The organism is Streptomyces sp. 1-11 (genome assembly GCF_007176755.1).
In the GTDB taxonomy this organism is placed as follows: domain Bacteria; phylum Actinomycetota; class Actinomycetes; order Streptomycetales; family Streptomycetaceae; genus Streptomyces.
This window is the reverse complement of sequence record NZ_BJTV01000028.1, coordinates 1-15,726: the sequence shown is the minus strand read 5'-3', so window position 1 is coordinate 15,726 and position 15,726 is coordinate 1. Positions and strand designations below refer to the sequence as shown.

The following is a 15,726-nucleotide window of genomic DNA, read 5'->3' as shown; positions in this document are numbered from 1 at the left end:
CCGTCAGCTCCCCGACACGCTTCGCCTTCGGCGCGTTCCGGCCCTTCGGCAGCTTCTGCCGCTCGGCCACGCCCGCCTCATTGTGCGACGGCGGCTTGTCCAATTCCTTTCCGCCGTCCCCGAACCAACCCTTGACCGTGTCGACAAACCCTTTGCCGTCACCATCTGGAACCGACGCGGCAGCATAGGCGGCCTGCGGCAGCAGTGAACTCGTCACCGCCGCTACCACGAGGCACGCCAGCGCCCTGCCCAATCTGGGTCTCACGCCAAACCTTTCCCTCAGGAAATGACTAAAATCCGCTGCACTTCCCCGCCCGGCAGAAACACGGCCAAAGAAAAGCGCAGCGGCGGCCTGAGGGTTTAGTCATAGGACCGTCACCGTGTCAAGCGATCGGATTTTTGGTTCACTTGGCGCAACATCAGGTTCAATAGCGTCAAAACACGGCGCCTGTTATGGCCGGTATGTCTGATCGCTGGACCGGATGGGAGGTAGTGATGTATAACCGCCCCGACTTCGCTGCAAGGACAGGTGCAACCGATTTTCGGAGGGAATTAATGGGTGACGGCATCCGGGAGTCCGGGGTGACCGATTCGACCGCAGCTGCCGGAGTGGCGAAACGAAGTTTCGTCCGTCGGCCGGACCGCGCGGGTGTGGTTGCGGGCGCCGCAATACTCGCCGCCTGCACCGGGCTCGTTCTCTACGGCGTCCTCACACCCGAACCCGGCAAGCCGAAGCCCGCAGTGGCCACCGCTCCAGTGACCTACGAGGTGACCGGCACGGGCACCGCCGACATCACCTATAAGGGCCGCAGCGGCTCCGCAAAGGCCACCGTCGTCAAATCCGCCGCACTGCCCTGGCGTAAGACGGTCGATGTGCCCCTCGGACAGGACCCGATCGTCAGCATCGTCCTCGGCGAAAGGGGAGGCCAGGCCCGCTGTACGCTCGCCGTGCGTGGCCGGCACGCACAGAGCGCCACTACGAGCGGCGGCTTCGGCCGCGCCACCTGCGCCGGATCACTGCCTGCCCCGGGCGCCACCGGCGGCCAGGCCACGGCCGCCGACCGGTCCGCGGGCTAACCCCGTCCCGTCCCGCACCACCGCCCTGTAGCGGACGCCGGAGCTGCCTGACCATCGGTTCCCTCGTCTCCACCAGCACGAGCCTCGCCATGGCCACCGCCATCCCCGGTAACCGCCTCGACGGCGTCCCGCTCAAGCGGCGTTCGCGCCCTTACACTCACCGGGAAATGGCACGGCCTGCGGCACCCTCGAGTGCGGAGGCGAGCCCCCCGGCGTCCTCGACTCGACGGAGAAGGGTGACCGCTTCGGATCCGCGGTCGCCCTGGCCGACCTGTCCGGCAACGGGCGGGCCGGCCTCGTCTTCGGAGCCGAGAGCGAAGACACCGGTGGCGGCATTCTGCTCCACACCCCGGTCGACGACACCGGCTTCGAACTCGCCAGGACCGTAGCCCTGCGCCGAAGTGCGCTGGGCACACTTGTCGGAGCACACCTGGGGCACACGCTGTCCCCGTAAGGCGCTGCCCCACCGCACACCCCATGAGACGGAGACGGCAGCGCCGTGGCGTCCCGCGGAAGCGTGGACGCCACGGCGGTCGCGGTCAGGAAGCCGGCTCTTTGCACACTCGGCGAGTCCGGCCGTGCAATGTCAGGTAGAAGAGCCGCAGGGACTCTTCGGGAGTGCCGTCTTCGAAGCGATTGACGACCTTTCCCAGAGGATTCCAGACACGGCTGTCCGGCATCCGGACGCCGACCGGCTGCCCGAAGTAGGCGCGCTGTTCGGCGTCGAAGTCTGTCCACGTCGCTCCCGCACGACGCACGAGGACCTCACCGACGTACGCGCCGAGCCCGAACAGTGCATCGCGGGCCTGCTCTCCGTCAGCCCCGCCCTTGCGTAACCCGTCGATCAGGAAGTCGACAAGCCGCAAGCTGCGCTCCGAATAGTCCAGCGGCAGCCGACTTCGCGCGGTGGCACGTGCGACGAAGGCCGCCGCGTACGACCGCATCTGACTCGCGCGCGGCGCGTGTCTGTCCGTTTCGCCCATCGGGCTGCAGTCCTTTCGCTCAGCAGCGGAAGGAACTTGGCCTTCATTCCCCCCGCTTTGCAAAGCGGATCCCGGCTCTTGAACATCACGGCCAGTGTGGGTGATGAATGTCACGCGAAATTCTGCAGTAGAAGCAAAACCTGTACGGCTGTCGATGTGCCGGGCCCTGGACTGGACCACCGCGCCGGAGGCATGGGAGTACGCCGTGGACACGGCCGACACAGGGAGTCTGTAGGCGCACGGGGCAGAGGAGCTGGCGCTGCGTCCGGGCCGCCCGGTGCCGTGCCCCGGTCGGGCGAACGCCTGCCCGCCACTGACCAGATACGCGTTGCGAACCTCCGTGTGATCGTCGGCGTGGCCGCGGAACTCGCGGTCCTGGTCAGTGCGGCAGGACGCCCGTTGCCGGTGGCCCTGACAGAAGGCGAACCAGCCGAGGAGGTCACCGCGCGGCCAGGCCACGATTCCCCCGTCGTCCGCGCTTGACCAGAAGTGTTTGCACTGCGTCATCATGCACGCCGCACTTGTGATCGCGGTCGGCGGAGTCTTCACGACTGGGTCAAGCGGCTGTGGTGGTGCGCGTCCTTCGGGCCGGTGACTACTTACAAGTTCGAGATGGGCATGGTCGACGTACTTCTCGGGAGCGCGCAAGGCGAGATCCCGAATGTTCGGGCGATGCGTTGTCCACAGCGCCGTTGGACGATGAGGTCCGACTGGCATCACGACCGACTGAGCATCTCCGCAGGCCCGGCGTCCGGCTAGGGCGCCGCCCACCGATGGCGTGGTCGTCACGTCGAGGACCACGGCCGGGAGCGCTCGGGCGTCGCCCGTCCGGTCGCAGCATCCTTCAGTTCCGGCGCCGCATCGCCCGGGCGACCGGGGCATGTAGAGCCTCCCGCCCCGCCCCCAGGCGGATCTCCCGGCCCCGCCACCTCCTGCGCAGCCAGCGGTCGTGGCTCGCCACGACGATCGCACCCGGGCCGGTGCCCAGCGCCTCCTCCAGTTCGTCGCACAGGCGCGGGGAGAGGTGGTTGGTCGGCTCGTCGAGCAGCAGCAGCTGGGGCGGGCGGGCCACCAGCAGCGCCAGCGCCAGCCGCCGACGCTGGCCCACGGACAGGTGTTCCACCGGTTTTCCCAGGTCAGCCTCATGCAGCAGACCGAGGGAGCTGAGCGGTACCTTCTCGGCCCGCGCGGGGCCCAGCGCCGCCTCATACGTGTCCCGGACCGTACGTCCGCCTCGTTCGAACACCGTGTCCTGGTCCAGCAGTCCCACCGTCAGGCCGGCACCCCGCCGCACCTCGCCCTCGGCCGCGAGGCGTCCCGCCAGTACAGCGAGCAGCGTCGACTTGCCCGCCCCGTTGCCGCCGGTGACCAGCAGCCGGTCCGTCGCCGACACCTTCAGGCCCTCCAGCGCGAGTCGCCCGGGCACCCGCACGTCCCGCAACGACACCAGCGGCGGCGCCTCCTCCTCGCTGGGCGCGGCCAGTTCCCCGGGCGCCGCGAACCGCAGCGGGCGGGGTGGCTCGGTGACCTGGGCGCGCTCGAGTTCCGCCAGCCGCCGGGTGGCGTTGCGGACCCGGCGGGAGATCTGCTGCTGAACCCGGCCGCTCCGGTGGCCGTAGCCCATCTTCTCGTTGTCGGTGGGGCCCCGGTCCGGCGCGACCCGGTGCGCGGTGACGCTCGCCGATCGCCGCAGCGCCGCCAGTTCCTCCTGCTCCTCGGCGTACCGCCGCTCCCAGCGCTCCCGCTCGGCACGCTTGCGAGACAGATAGGCGCTGTAGTTCCCGCCGTAGCGGACCGGACCGTCCACCGCCGGATCGAGGTCGATCAGATCGGTGCACACGGCGTCGAGGAACGCCCGGTCGTGGCTGGCGACGACCACCGTTCCGGGCAGGCCGCGCAGTTGCTCCTCCACGAACGCGGCCGCCCCGTCGTCGAGGTGGTTGGTCGGCTCGTCGAGCAGCAGCGCCGACGGCCGCCGTACGAGCAGGGCGGCCAGGGCCAGCCGGCCGCGCTGCCCGCCGGAGAGCGAACCGAGCGTGCGGTCGTGCCCGAACGCGCCCAGGCCCAGGCCGTCCAGGACCTGGGCCGCGCGACGGTCGGCGTCCCAGGACTCCCGGTGCTGAGCCTGCTCCAGGCGCTTGCCGTACGCGTCGAGGAGGGCTTGGTGGCCGGGGTCGCCGGAAGGGACGCGGGCGAGTTCCTCGCCGAGTCGGTCCAGTTCCGCGAGGTCCTCCCGGGCCTCGCGCAGTGCCTCGTCCAGTACGGCGGCGATGGTGGTGTCCGTGTCGTACGGCATCTCCTGATGGAGGAAACCGAGGTCGGGCGGGCGGATGACGCTTCCGGCGTCGGGTTCGTCCACGCCGGCGAGCACCCGCAGCAGGGTGGACTTGCCGACGCCGTTCTCCCCGATCAGGCCGATCCGGTGGCCGGGGGAGGCGGTCAGGGAGATGCCGTCGAGGATACGGCGGCCGCCCAGGCTGCGGACGATGTCGTGGGCGAGCAGAGCGGGGTGGGGCACGAGGAACCGTCCAACGTGATCGGTGAGGGGCCCGCCGGGCACGGAGCCTCGGACGCGAGCGACTGCGCACACCGGCGGCTCACCCCACCGGCGCTCCCGTCTCCTCCAACGTACCGTCGGCCAGCCGCAGCCAACGGTTCACCCCGATCCCGGCGAGGAACCGCTCGTCATGGCTGACCACCACGAACGCGCCCCGGTAGGAGTCGAGCGCGCTCTCCAGCTGGCCGGCGCTGACCAGGTCCAGGTTGTTGGTGGGTTCGTCGAGCAGCAGCAGATGGGGCGCCGGTTCGGCACACAGTACGCAGGCCAGGGTGGCGCGCAGCCGTTCGCCGCCGGACAGCACGCGGACCGGCAGGTGGGCCCGCGAGCCCCGGAAGAGGAACCGGGCGAGCAGGTTCATCCGCTCCGCCTCGGGCCGCTCCGGCGCGAACGCGGCGAAGTTCTCCGCCACCGTGCGGTCCAGATCCAGCAGGTCCAGACGCTGCGAGAGGTAGGCGATCCGGCCGTCGTTGCGCCGGATCTCCCCTTCGTCCACGGCGAGGTCACCGGTGACCAGACGCAACAGGGTGCTCTTCCCCGCGCCGTTGGGCCCGGTCAGCGCGATCCGCTCAGGGCCGCGAATGCTCAACTCCACGCCACCCGGGGCGAACACGTCACGGTCTCCGAGGCAGACCTGCATCTTCGCCCCGGAGAAGAGGGTGCGCCCGGCGGGGACCTGGGTGTCCGGCAGGTCCAGGGTGATGCGCTGCTCATCGCGCAGCGCGCGTCCTGCTTGGTCGAGGCGGGCCTTCGCCTCGCCGACGCGGGCCGCGTGCGTCTGGCCGGCCCGGCCCGCCGACTCCTGCGCGCCGCGCTTCATGTTGCCGGCGAAGATGCGGGGCAGGCCGGCGTTCTTGAGGTTGCGGGCGGCGTTGCTCGCACGGCGCTCGGCCCGTTCACGGGCCTGCTGCATCTCCCGCTTCTCGCGCTTGAGTTCCTGCTCGGCGTTGCGGACGTTCTTCTCCGCGACCTCCTGCTCGGCGTGCACGGCCTCCTCGTAGGCGGTGAAGTTGCCGCCGTAGAAGCGCAGTTCGCCGCTGTTCAGCTCTGCGATGCGGTCCATGCGGTCGAGCAGGGCGCGGTCGTGGCTGACCAGCAGCAGGCAGCCGGTGAAGTCCGACAGCACGGCGTAGAGCTTGTGCCGGGCCTGGAGGTCGAGGTTGTTGGTGGGCTCGTCGAGGAGGAGGACGTCGGGGCGCCGCAGCAACTGGGCGGCGAGACCGAGGGACACCACCTGTCCGCCGCTGAGCGTGCTCAGGGGCCGGTCCAGGGTGAGGTCGGCCAGGCCAAGGCGGTCGAGCTGGGCGTGGGTGCGCTCCTCGATGTCCCAGTCGTCGCCGATGGTCGCGAAGTGCTCCTCGCCGACGTCGCCCGACTCGACGGCGTCCAGCGCGCGGATCACCGCGGCGACGCCGAGCACCTCGGCGACGGTGAGGTCACCGGTCAGCGGCAGGCTCTGCGGGAGGTAGCCCAGTGTGCCGCCCACCGTCAACGAACCGGCGGTGGGCCGGAGTTCACCGGCGATCAGTTTGAGCAGGGTGCTCTTGCCGGAGCCGTTGGGGGCGACCAGGCCGGTGCGGCCGGCGGGCAGAGCGAAGGACAGGTCATGGAAGACCGGGGTGTCGTCGGGCCAGGCGAAGGACAGGCCGGAGCAGACGACGGAAGCGGTGTCGGACATGAAGATGACCTCGAACGGGTTGCGGGCGGAGCGCAGAGCTCTGCCCCAGGCAGACGTGGGAAAAGGGGTACGACGAAACGGACCACCTCGGCGGCAGCGCTCCTGAGCGCCGGCCGGTGGCCGTCAGATCCGGGTCTCACCCGGAGATGTCGTCGTCACCCGCCACGTCTGCGACTCCTCGTTCTCGGTACAGGGCAGACGTCGACACACGGTCGACGTCGCCGACAGGGTAACCCAGCCGCCCTTCCGGTCGACAGCTCATTAAGGAGGCATGTCACCGCCGGGACCGCTCAGGTCGGTGACGGTGTGCTGGTGGCAGCCCTGGCGGTGGCAGTCCGCGGCGGGGGCGGCCGGCTGGGGTCGCGGGGTTCAGTGAAGGGTGATCTCGGGGGAGTACAGGTCGAGCCATCCCGCGAGGTCGAGGGTGCGTTCCAGACCGCGTCGGGCCGCCTGTGTGCTGACCGGTGCCTCGCGTTCCGCGGCCCGCCGGACCCGGTCCGGGTCCACGAGGTCGAAGACGGGGTGGGCGGGACGGGCGAGGAGTTCCTTGGCCTGCTCCTGCAGGGCGCGGGCGTACCGCGGGTCCTGGGTGGACGGGTACGGGCTCTTCACCCGGTCGTAGACCGAGCGTGGCAGTACGTCCGCGGTCGCTTCGCGCAGCAGGCTCTTCTCGCGGCCGTCGAAGGACTTCAGCGCCCACGGGGCGTTGTACACGTACTCGACCAGCCGGTGGTCGCAGAACGGCACCCGGACCTCGAGGCCGACGGCCATGCTCATCCGGTCCTTGCGGTCGAGCAGGACGCGGACGAAGCGGGTCAGGTGCATGTGGCTGATCTGCCGCATGCGGTACTCGAAGTCGCTCTCGCCGTCCGACCGGTCGACGGCGGCGACGGCGGTGCGGTAGCCGTCGGCGACGTACCCCTCCAGGTCGAGGGACTTGGTGAGGTCGGCACGGAGTACCTCGGCGTCCTCGCCGAAGTGGCGTCCCATGGTCGCCAGCCACGGGAAGGTGTCGGCGCGGCGTGCCTCCTCGTCGAAGAACTGCAGGTAGCCGCCGAAGACCTCGTCGGCGGACTCGCCGGACAGGGCCACCGTGGACTTCTGCCGGACGGCGCGGAAGAGGAGCAGCAGCGAGGTGTCCATGTCACCGAACCCGGCGGGCAGGTCGCGGGCCCGGATCACCTGCCGGCGCACGGCGGGGTCGGCGAGGGCGGCGGCGTCGAGCACGATGTCCTGGTGATCGGTGCCGGCGAGCCGGGCCACGTCGTGGACGAACGGGGTGTCGGGGGTGCCCCGCAGTTCGTCGGCGACGAAGTTGTCCGTCTGGCCGACGAAGTCCACGGCGAAGCTGCGCACCTTCTCGCCCTGTGCGGCCAGTTGCCGGGCGGCGAGCGCGGTCATGGCGGAGGAGTCGAGACCGCCGGAGAGCAGGGTGCAGCGCGGCACGTCGGCGACGAGCTGACGGCGCACGATGTCGTCCAGGAGGGTCCGCACGGTGGCCACGGTGGTGTCACGGTCGTCCGGGTGGGGGCGGGTCTCCAGCCGCCAGTAGACACGGGTGGTCAGGCCGGACCGGTCGACGGTGACGACCGTGCCGGGCTCCACCTCGCGCATGCCGTCCCAGACGGCGTGCCCCGGCGTCTTGACCATCACGAACAGTTCGCGCAGCCCGTCGAGGGTGACGCGGTGGCGGGCCAGCGGGTTGGCGAGGATGGCCTTGGGCTCGGAGCCGAACAGGACGCCGTCCGGAGTCGGGTAGTAGTAGAACGGCTTGATGCCCATGCGGTCGCGGATCATCACCAGCTTGTCGTGGCGGCCGTCCCAGACGGCGAAGGCGTACATGCCGTTGAGCCGTTCGGCGACGGCGTCACCCCATTCGAGGTAGCCGTGCAGGACCACCTCGGTGTCGGAGTCGGTGGTGAACGTGTGGCCGCGGTCCTTCAGGTCCCGGCGCAGCTCGGTGAAGTTGTAGGCCTCCCCGGAGTAGACCAGGGCGACGGTCCCCTCGGGGGTCGGGGCGGACATCGGCTGGCGGCCGCCGGGCAGGTCGATGATGGCGAGCCGGCGGTGTCCCAGGGCGGCGGGCCCCTCCGTCCAGACGCCGCGGTCGTCCGGGCCCCGGCAGGCCATGGTCTCGGTCATCGCGTGCAATGCGGTGGCCTCGGTGGTGAGGTCACGGTCGTAGGAAACCCATCCGGTGATGCCGCACATGCGCTACCTCCTGCTCCGGTCGCCCGCCGCCCCGTCGCTGGTCTGCGGCTTCGGGGTCTTCGGGGCCGACCGGAAAACCGGTTGTATCGAGCACCTATGTGACGAGCGTCCGCCAGGCACTCGGCGCCGGTCAACGCGGCCGTAATACGCTCGGCACTCCGGCCGTCATGATTTCAGCCGCGTTTTGCCTCCGCGAAATCCACGAACCGCCGTGCCACCTGGTCGCGGGCGTCGGGAACCGGTCACAGGCAAAAACTTCCCCAAGCAAGATGTCCGTTACAGCTTCGCAGTCATGAACCGTTCCGGCACTTCGACCGAGCGGCCGGCCGCCACGAAGGCCCTGCGCAGGCCGCATCCGGCATGCGGACGATCACGTACATGGACGGGTGCTGACGCCCGGCGCGCGCGCAGCGCCGACGCGCGGCTGGCCGACGCGCGTGGAGGGGGGTGATCGTGGAAGCTCAGGTGGCCGGTGTCGCCGCGGGTCGGGTGGATGCGCCGACGACACCGTAGGCACGGTCGCCAAGGGTGAACTCTCCCAGGGGGACCATGCCGAACCCGTCCACGTGGATGTGCCACGACGCCTGGTTGGCCAGTTCGATGAAGGCGACCATCACATCGGCCCGTCCTGATGCCGCCCGGAGCGCCGCGGTGAAGAGTCCCCGGCCCACCCCCTTCCCACGGTAGTCGGCGGCCACCACCACGGGCCCGTACAGCAGGAAGGGCGTGGAACGCAGCGGACGTCCTCGCCACACCAGCGCATCCTGCGCGTCCAGCAGTGCACGGACCGGCGGGGGCGCACTGGGCAAGTCCTTGGGAGACGCCAGTCCGAGCAGCCCGGCCAGCCGTCCGTCGTCGTCCGCGACCAGCAGGCTCCCGCCGACGGCCATCGAGCGCAGTGCCTCGGCACCGAGGTCCCCCTGTACGAAGCCCTGCCGCGCACGCTCCCGCTCCGTGAGCGCGTCGTGATGATTGGCCGCGAAGAGCTCGGCCATGGCCGGAGCATCGGCCGCGACGGCACGTCGGTAGTCCATGGCATTGATCCTGCCCAGTGCCGTGGCCCTTTCGCACCGGGGCCGGCGATCGAGTCGGTCCCATTCCGTGGCGGGTTTGCGGCACGGTGGGCCGTGCGATCGATGCCGGGCACCGGGGCACGCCATGCCCCCCTCCCGATTTTTTGGTGCGGGCACGAAGGCGGTACTGGAGATGCGTGGGGTGCGGGCCTGCCGGATCACTCCGGGTGGGCCACTGCCTCCTTCTGCAGCCCCACCGCCGCGAGCAAGCTCAGCCTCGGCTCCGCCTGGCGCAGTGCCTTCACCGCCGCCACCGAGGCGATGTCGCCGGTGAAACCGACGGCGGCGAGCCGGGCGCGTACCCAGCGGGCGCGCAGTCCGCTATCGGTCTCGGCGGCGGTGGCTTCGACGAGTGCGACGGCGCGTTCCAGACCGGGACGCTCCTGGGCCGAGGCCTGCGCCAGTGCCTGGCGCAGGGCGGCCGCGACCACGTCCGTGTCCCGGACGGTCAGCACGAGGTCGCTCTTCTTGCTCAGTCCCATGATTCCTGTCACGAGGACGAGCCTGGCGGTCATGTCCCAAGCGCGCCAGACGACTTGAGGAACTTCAGAGGAGCACTTCGCCCCTGCGGGCCCGTGCACCCGGCGTTGGCGGGCCGTCGCTCACCCGTTCCATCCGGGTGCGAGGAAGTCTGCTGGAACGCCGTGCTCAGTCCAGCAGTCCAGCAGCCCGGCTCGGCGCGCGCCACGAGCCGGGCATGCCTACGCTTGAGTGGCAACTCCGGTTGCGCAAGACGGGTTCCCGCTTGAGCGGGTGGCGTCTTAGTTCCCATCATCGCAAGGAGGCGGGCCGGCCATGGCTACTGCACATGAGACCCCGGTACTCGACACGATCGCCGCCATGACGATCGACTCCATCGAGCACTGCCACATGGACGAGCGGACGCTCATCCTCTCCCGCATCGCCGCGCTTGTGGCGATGGACGCACCGGCGATCTCCTACCTGGCCCACATCAACCCCGCGATCAAGGCCGAGTTCACGGTCGACCAGCTGCAAGACCTGCTCGTCGCCATAGCCCCCGTCGTAGGGACGGCACGGGTCATGTCGGCCGCGGGTCACATAGCGCAAGCGTTCGGTGTCGCCCTCGACCTGGCCGACAGCGAGGCCGAAGCCATCGCCCAGGCCGAAGCCGACAGCCGCACCGCCTCCTGAAGAATCCCTGGCCGCCGCTTGAGCCGACACGCGCAGCACGCGCAGCACGCGCAGCATGCGCTGAGGCAGCGGTGGGATGCCGAGCACGACCGGGAAGCGGACGCCGGGCACGACCAGGAGGCGGACGCCGGGCACGACCAGGAGGCGGACGCCGGGCACGGCCGGGAAGCGGATGCCGGGCACGACCAGGAGGCGGATGCCGGAAACGGCCGGGAATCGGAGCCCGTGAATGTGCGTTGTCCCGGCATGGGAGAAGTACCTCCGTACGGCCATGACGGGCCCGCCCCGTCCGCCTCCGCGACCGCCCGGGCACGGCTCGCGGCCGACCGCGCCGACACCCTCGCCCGGGCGGCCGCGCTGAGCCGTGACTTCGACGGAATCGTTGCCGCGAACGCGCTGGTCGCGGTGGACGACGAGCACGACCCCGAAGGGGGCACCACCGCCTTCGAGCGGGCCCACGTCGCCGCCCTGATGGCGCAGACACGCGAGCACCTGGAAGAACTGGACCGCGCACTGGAACGACTCGAACGGGGACAGTACGGCCGGTGCGACGGCTGCGGCGGCACGATACCGCCCGAACGCCTGGAGATCCGGCCGGCGGCGACCACCTGCGTCCACTGCGCCGAGGCCGACCCACGCCGCGCTTGACGCCGGCCGGCGTTCGGCAGTCACAACCACGCACCCTCGATGTGCCCGGCTCGCCCCGAAGGCCAAGGACGACGCCTTCGCGCAGGCCCTACCGGGGGCACCGGCGATCACGAACCTCGGCATCGATCACCTGGGCAACCGGGAGGCGCTCTACCTGCGGACCGCCGAGACCAACCCGCCGGGCCCCTCGTCGTGCTGCGGAGGGGTGCTGATCGGGCGGCCGTAGGCGGCAGCGCGCTCGCGCAGGGTGTGGCTCTCGGCCTCCCAGCCGTGCCGGGCCAGCCAGCCCACCGGGTCGTCGGGCATCTCCGAGACCCACATGGACGCCGCCGAACCCGGCGCGGCTTCCGTGCCGAAGCGCTCGATCACACCACGCGAGCCCAATGTCAGCCCCAGCCGACTGCCTGCCGCCGACTGCGCGCTGATCCGGGCCAGCAGCAGCTCCACCGCCTCCTCGGGCAGATAGATCAGCAGCCCTTCGGCGATCCACGCGGTCGGTACGGCCGGATCATGCCCCGCGGCGGCCAGCGCGCCCGGCCAGTCCTCACGCAGATCCACCGCGACGGTGATCCGCTCGCAGCGCGCGACGGCCCGTTCCTGGCGCAGCACCGACGCCTTGAAGTCCAGCGGCGCGGCGGTGTCGACCTCGAACAGCCGGGTGCCCTCGGGCCAGTTGATCCGGAACGCCCGGCTGTCCATGCCGGCGCCGAGCAGCACGACCTGCCTGACCCCGGACGCGGAGGCCTGCCGCAACAGGTCGTCGAGGAACTTCGTCCGGATGACGATGGAGAGGGACACGGCCAGTCGACGGCGTCGCGCGGCCTCGTCCACGGGCGGCGGCGAGGAGGGCCACAGGCCGCCGGCGGCGGCGAAGGCCTGTGCCAGCGGGTCGCGGAACAGCGCGTTCTCCCGCTCGGTCTCCAGCGCCCGCACCCTGGCCACCCCCACCGCCGTGGCCCACACTCCCGACGGCTGCGCGCGCTCCTGCCCCTCAGTCACCGCACCAGCCTAGACGGTTGGCCTGGCGAGAGTGCTAAAACTGCTTCCAGTGGCCCTCGGAGACCACTTCGACGGCGCCGTCGGTCACCTTGATCGCGGTCTGCTCGTCGATCGCGTACGCCGGACCCGCGATCCTGGCCGCCCACCGTTCCGCCGCGGCCATGGAGTTCTCCGGACAGTCCGGATGATCCAGGTGCGGGAAGATCGAGAAATCCACCACGCCCAGGGTGCTGTCGCCGCCGGCCGGTGGCTCCCAGCCCACGAACTCCTCTCCGATACGGGGCGTCATCACCATGCTCCCGGCGCTGAGTCCCACATAGACCGTGTCGGGCAGCGACGGCAGAAGTTCAGCCAGCCCGGACTCCCGCATCCAGTGACACAGGTAGAGTGCGTCACCGCCATTGACCAGCAGGGCGTCGGCCTCGCGGATCCAGGACACCCAGCGCGCCTCCTCGATGCTGGGCAGCGCGGTGAGCTCCAACACGCCCACCGACTTCCACCCCAGCCCGGTCATAGGGCTGGGGGACCGTCCGCTGACGAACCGCCACGGCCCGCCCGGATCGGCGTCGGGAGCCCCGTACCCCGCCGTGGGGATGCAGAGAGCACTGGACTCGGCGATCGGCTTGCCCAGGAGGTCGACCAGCGCACCCTGGATGCTCGCGTTCCTGACACCGGAGTCGGTGAGGAGAAGCTTCATCATGGCCTTCCTGAGACATGCGGCGGCGTGACCAGCCTGTACGGCCGGCCGGCCCCGTCATACTTCTCTCACGCCTGCGCGCTGTCCACGGCATCGGCCAGGAGCGTGACCAGCTCGTCGAGTAGCGGCGGGCGGTCACCGGGTCTGCTGACGGCGAGGATCTCCCGGTGGAGCGATGTGACGCCGGGCGGCATGACCACCACCTCGACTCCGGCGTCGTGTCCCGCTCCGAGGAGCGTCGCCGGGATCAGGCCCACCGCGAGACCGGCGCGGATCATGGCCAGCATGCTGTGCAGGTCATCGGTCTCGAGCGTGACCTGCGGCGCGATGCCGAGCTCTCCGGCCCAGCGGTGCAGCAGACGCCGGTCGGGATTGCGGGCGTGGCCCGAGACCCATTCCCGTTCCAGGCATTCGGCCAGCTCCACCGGGTTTCGGCGTCCCGGCTCGGTACCCGCGACCAGCACCAGCGGTTCGCGCCCCAGAAGGGTGGTCGTCAAGGCGTCGGACGGAGCCGGCGGGTCCTCGGGCAGGTAGCGGTAGGCCACGAGCAGGTCGATGTCCCCCGACTTCACCCGCGGCACCCCCTCGTCCGTCTCCACGACGACCAGACGGATCCGGGGACCGGGACGGCGAGCCCTGAGCGTGGACAGGACCTGGGGGAGGAGGTACGTCATGGCGCTGGGGTAGGTGCCGACGCGTAGTTCGGCGATCTCACGGTTCGCGATGGCGTGCGCTGCGTCCTGGAAGCGCGCGGTCGCGTCGAAGAGCGTCTCGGCCGCCCCGGCCAGGGAGCGGCCGGCCGCGGTGAGGATCAGCCGGCTTCCGGGGCGGCGGGTGATCAGTTCGACGCCCATGTCGCGTTCGAGCACGGCGATGTGCTGGGACACCGCCGAGGGCACGTAGCCGAGCTCGGCCGCGGCCTCGGCCATCGAGCCGCGGCGTACGACGGCCAGGAAGGTGGCCAGGAGCTTCAGATCCGGCTGAGCCTTCACGATCCATGAACCTTCTCTTCGAAATCCATCGCTTTACGTGTCTCAAGATCGACGTCAGAGTAGATGCACGCCGACGCGAGGCACTCCGCCCGACAGAAAGCAGGGACCACATGGCCATCGACCTCACCGCCCTGCGAGCCAAGTTCCCCTCCCTCGCCGCGGGGCTCGCCTTCTTCGACGGTCCGGGCGGAACGCAGACTCCTCGCTCCGTGGCCGACGCCATCGCCGCCACCATGATCGGCCCGCTGTCCAACCGGGGCACCGTCAGCCCGTCGGAACTCAACGCCGAGCGCGTCGTCACGGACTTCCGCGCCGCCTACGCCGATCTGCTGAACATGCCGGCGAGCGGCATCGTCCACGGCCGCAGCGCCACGCAGCTGACATACGACTTCTCCCGCCACCTGGCCAAGACCTGGAGCGCGGGGGACGAGATCGTCCTCAGCCGCCTCGACCACGACGCCAACGTCCGTCCCTGGGTCCAGGCCGCCGAGCGCGCCGGAGTGACGGTCCGCTGGATCGAGATTCTCCCGGAGACCATGGAGCTCGACCTCGACTCGTACGAGCGGGCCCTGACGTCCCGGACCCGGCTGGTCGCGGTCACGGCGGCCTCGAACGTGCTGGGCACCAAGCCGCCCGTCCGCCGGATCGCCGACCGCGCCCATGAAGTGGGCGCTCTGGTGTACGTGGACGGCGTTCACTACGCCGCCCACCACCTCGTGGACGTACCCGCACTCGGGGCCGACCTGTTCGTCTGCTCGCCCTACAAGTTCTTCGGACCGCACTGCGGGGTCCTCGCGGCGGCGCCCGAGTTTCTCGAAACCCTGCGCCCGGACAAGCTCGTGCCGTCCTCGAACGCCGTGCCGGAGCGGTTCGAGTTCGGCACACTGCCGTACGAGATCCTGGCGGGCGCCGCAGCCGCCGTCGACTTCCTCGCCGAGCTGGACCCGGGCACGGGGGCCTCGCGCAGGGAGCGCCTCACCCGCTCCCTCGGGTCCACGCACGAGCACGAACTGACGCTGCGCGCACGGCTGGAGGAAGGGCTGGAGTCCCTCGGTGACGCCGTCACCCTGCACTCGAAGGCATCCGACCGCACCCCGACGCTCCTGATGACCGTCGAAGGCCGCGACGCCCGCGAGGCTCAGGCACACCTGGCCGCACGCGGGGTGGTGGCACCGGCCGGGTCGTTCTACGCCTACGAACCCTTCACCGCGCTCAAACTGGAAGACCCCGCCCTGCGCGTGGGCCTGGCCGCCTACAACACCAGCGACGAGGTGGCCCGCTTCCTGGACGGGCTCGCCGAGTTCCTCTGATCCCCGCTGGCTGAGTCGGTAGCGGAACATCTGGTCGGCGCGGTGGCGTAGTCGGTGGCGTAACGCCGGGGAGAGCTGGGCTCGTTGTTTCACAGCGGGTCGTGAGCGGGCTTGTGATCGGGCTTGTGGTACGTCATGCCCATGAGGACGCGGCTGGTCGTGGTTCGTCGCTGTGTCATGCCTGGGGGCCGCTGTCTGGGGCTCAGCGGTGCTGTCGTGGGGGTGGCTGTCGGTCGGTGGGGGGTGTGGGTGTGTAGCACGGGGTGGGGGGTGGGGTGGGGTGCGACGCGCGGGGGTGGTGGGGTGAGGTGGGGTCGGGATGTCACCCGGAGAGGCTAATAGTACGTCA

Annotated in this window: 13 protein-coding genes; 4 read left to right on the top strand and 9 right to left on the bottom strand. The window is 70.5% G+C overall.

Going from position 1 to position 15,726, the window contains the following annotated elements; genetic code table 11:
- Nucleotides 1-582: 582 nt before the first annotated feature.
- Nucleotides 583-1,077, top strand: coding sequence for a hypothetical protein (locus TNCT1_RS34485; protein ID WP_235903049.1), 495 nt, complete (start codon nucleotides 583-585; stop codon nucleotides 1,075-1,077).
- A gap of 539 nt (nucleotides 1,078-1,616) precedes the next feature.
- On the opposite strand, the gene TNCT1_RS34480 is transcribed toward TNCT1_RS34485, so the two are convergent.
- From TNCT1_RS34480 to TNCT1_RS34450, 6 genes are all read right to left on the bottom strand, one after another.
- Nucleotides 1,617-2,060 (bottom strand): hypothetical protein, encoded by a 444-nt coding sequence (locus tag TNCT1_RS34480; RefSeq protein ID WP_235903048.1) that lies wholly within the window; start codon nucleotides 2,058-2,060, stop codon nucleotides 1,617-1,619.
- Between the two features lie 844 nt (nucleotides 2,061-2,904).
- Nucleotides 2,905-4,578: an ABC-F family ATP-binding cassette domain-containing protein gene (locus TNCT1_RS34475; RefSeq protein WP_143640094.1), complete on the bottom strand. Its 1,674-nt coding sequence runs from the start codon at nucleotides 4,576-4,578 to the stop codon at nucleotides 2,905-2,907.
- Nucleotides 4,579-4,657: 79 nt separating this feature from the next.
- Complete coding sequence (gene abc-f / locus TNCT1_RS34465; protein ID WP_143640090.1) at nucleotides 4,658-6,295, bottom strand: ribosomal protection-like ABC-F family protein; 1,638 nt, start codon at nucleotides 6,293-6,295, stop codon at nucleotides 4,658-4,660.
- 369 nt (nucleotides 6,296-6,664) lie between these two features.
- Nucleotides 6,665-8,506: an asparagine synthase (glutamine-hydrolyzing) gene (asnB, locus tag TNCT1_RS34460; protein ID WP_143640088.1), complete on the bottom strand. Its 1,842-nt coding sequence runs from the start codon at nucleotides 8,504-8,506 to the stop codon at nucleotides 6,665-6,667.
- Between the two features lie 461 nt (nucleotides 8,507-8,967).
- A complete protein-coding gene (locus TNCT1_RS34455; protein ID WP_143640086.1) occupies nucleotides 8,968-9,540 on the bottom strand; it encodes a GNAT family N-acetyltransferase in 573 nt (190 codons plus the stop codon).
- A 197-nt stretch (nucleotides 9,541-9,737) separates the two neighbouring features.
- Nucleotides 9,738-10,061, bottom strand: coding sequence for a hypothetical protein (locus TNCT1_RS34450; protein ID WP_235903047.1), 324 nt, complete (start codon nucleotides 10,059-10,061; stop codon nucleotides 9,738-9,740).
- A gap of 313 nt (nucleotides 10,062-10,374) precedes the next feature.
- Here TNCT1_RS34450 and TNCT1_RS34445 point away from each other — a divergent pair, with 313 nt between their 5' ends.
- Together TNCT1_RS34445 and TNCT1_RS34435 are read left to right on the top strand one after the other, a co-directional pair.
- Nucleotides 10,375-10,731 (top strand): carboxymuconolactone decarboxylase, encoded by a 357-nt coding sequence (locus tag TNCT1_RS34445; RefSeq protein ID WP_143640082.1) that lies wholly within the window; start codon nucleotides 10,375-10,377, stop codon nucleotides 10,729-10,731.
- Nucleotides 10,732-10,977: 246 nt separating this feature from the next.
- Nucleotides 10,978-11,379: a TraR/DksA C4-type zinc finger protein gene (locus TNCT1_RS34435; RefSeq protein WP_143640080.1), complete on the top strand. Its 402-nt coding sequence runs from the start codon at nucleotides 10,978-10,980 to the stop codon at nucleotides 11,377-11,379.
- 150 nt (nucleotides 11,380-11,529) lie between these two features.
- On the opposite strand, the gene TNCT1_RS34430 is transcribed toward TNCT1_RS34435, so the two are convergent.
- The 3 genes from TNCT1_RS34430 to TNCT1_RS34420 form a co-directional block, all read right to left on the bottom strand.
- The gene (locus tag TNCT1_RS34430) at nucleotides 11,530-12,378 is read right to left on the bottom strand and encodes a class I SAM-dependent methyltransferase (RefSeq protein ID WP_143640078.1); all 849 of its coding nucleotides are present in this window, start codon (nucleotides 12,376-12,378) and stop codon (nucleotides 11,530-11,532) included.
- 34 nt (nucleotides 12,379-12,412) lie between these two features.
- Nucleotides 12,413-13,075 carry a Type 1 glutamine amidotransferase-like domain-containing protein gene (locus tag TNCT1_RS34425; protein ID WP_143640124.1) on the bottom strand — a complete coding sequence of 221 codons (663 nt, stop codon included), beginning with the start codon at nucleotides 13,073-13,075 and terminating at the stop codon, nucleotides 12,413-12,415.
- A gap of 68 nt (nucleotides 13,076-13,143) precedes the next feature.
- Nucleotides 13,144-14,067, bottom strand: a complete 924-nt coding sequence (locus TNCT1_RS34420) for a LysR family transcriptional regulator (RefSeq protein ID WP_143640076.1) — start codon at nucleotides 14,065-14,067, stop codon at nucleotides 13,144-13,146.
- A gap of 110 nt (nucleotides 14,068-14,177) precedes the next feature.
- Here TNCT1_RS34420 and TNCT1_RS34415 point away from each other — a divergent pair, with 110 nt between their 5' ends.
- The gene (locus TNCT1_RS34415; RefSeq protein ID WP_143640074.1) at nucleotides 14,178-15,377 is read left to right on the top strand and encodes a cysteine desulfurase-like protein; all 1,200 of its coding nucleotides are present in this window, start codon (nucleotides 14,178-14,180) and stop codon (nucleotides 15,375-15,377) included.
- Nucleotides 15,378-15,726: the final 349 nt, after the last annotated feature.

Coding starts and splice junctions, on each gene's coding strand:
- TNCT1_RS34435 (WP_143640080.1), top strand. CDS start 10,978: ATGGGAGAAGTACCTCCGTACGGCCATGACGGGCCCGCCCCGTCCGCC.
- TNCT1_RS34450 (WP_235903047.1), bottom strand. CDS start 10,061: ATGGGACTGAGCAAGAAGAGCGACCTCGTGCTGACCGTCCGGGACACG.
- TNCT1_RS34415 (WP_143640074.1), top strand. CDS start 14,178: ATGGCCATCGACCTCACCGCCCTGCGAGCCAAGTTCCCCTCCCTCGCC.
- TNCT1_RS34455 (WP_143640086.1), bottom strand. CDS start 9,540: ATGGACTACCGACGTGCCGTCGCGGCCGATGCTCCGGCCATGGCCGAG.
- TNCT1_RS34480 (WP_235903048.1), bottom strand. CDS start 2,060: ATGGGCGAAACGGACAGACACGCGCCGCGCGCGAGTCAGATGCGGTCG.
- asnB (WP_143640088.1), bottom strand. CDS start 8,506: ATGTGCGGCATCACCGGATGGGTTTCCTACGACCGTGACCTCACCACC.
- TNCT1_RS34425 (WP_143640124.1), bottom strand. CDS start 13,075: ATGAAGCTTCTCCTCACCGACTCCGGTGTCAGGAACGCGAGCATCCAG.
- TNCT1_RS34445 (WP_143640082.1), top strand. CDS start 10,375: ATGGCTACTGCACATGAGACCCCGGTACTCGACACGATCGCCGCCATG.
- abc-f (WP_143640090.1), bottom strand. CDS start 6,295: ATGTCCGACACCGCTTCCGTCGTCTGCTCCGGCCTGTCCTTCGCCTGG.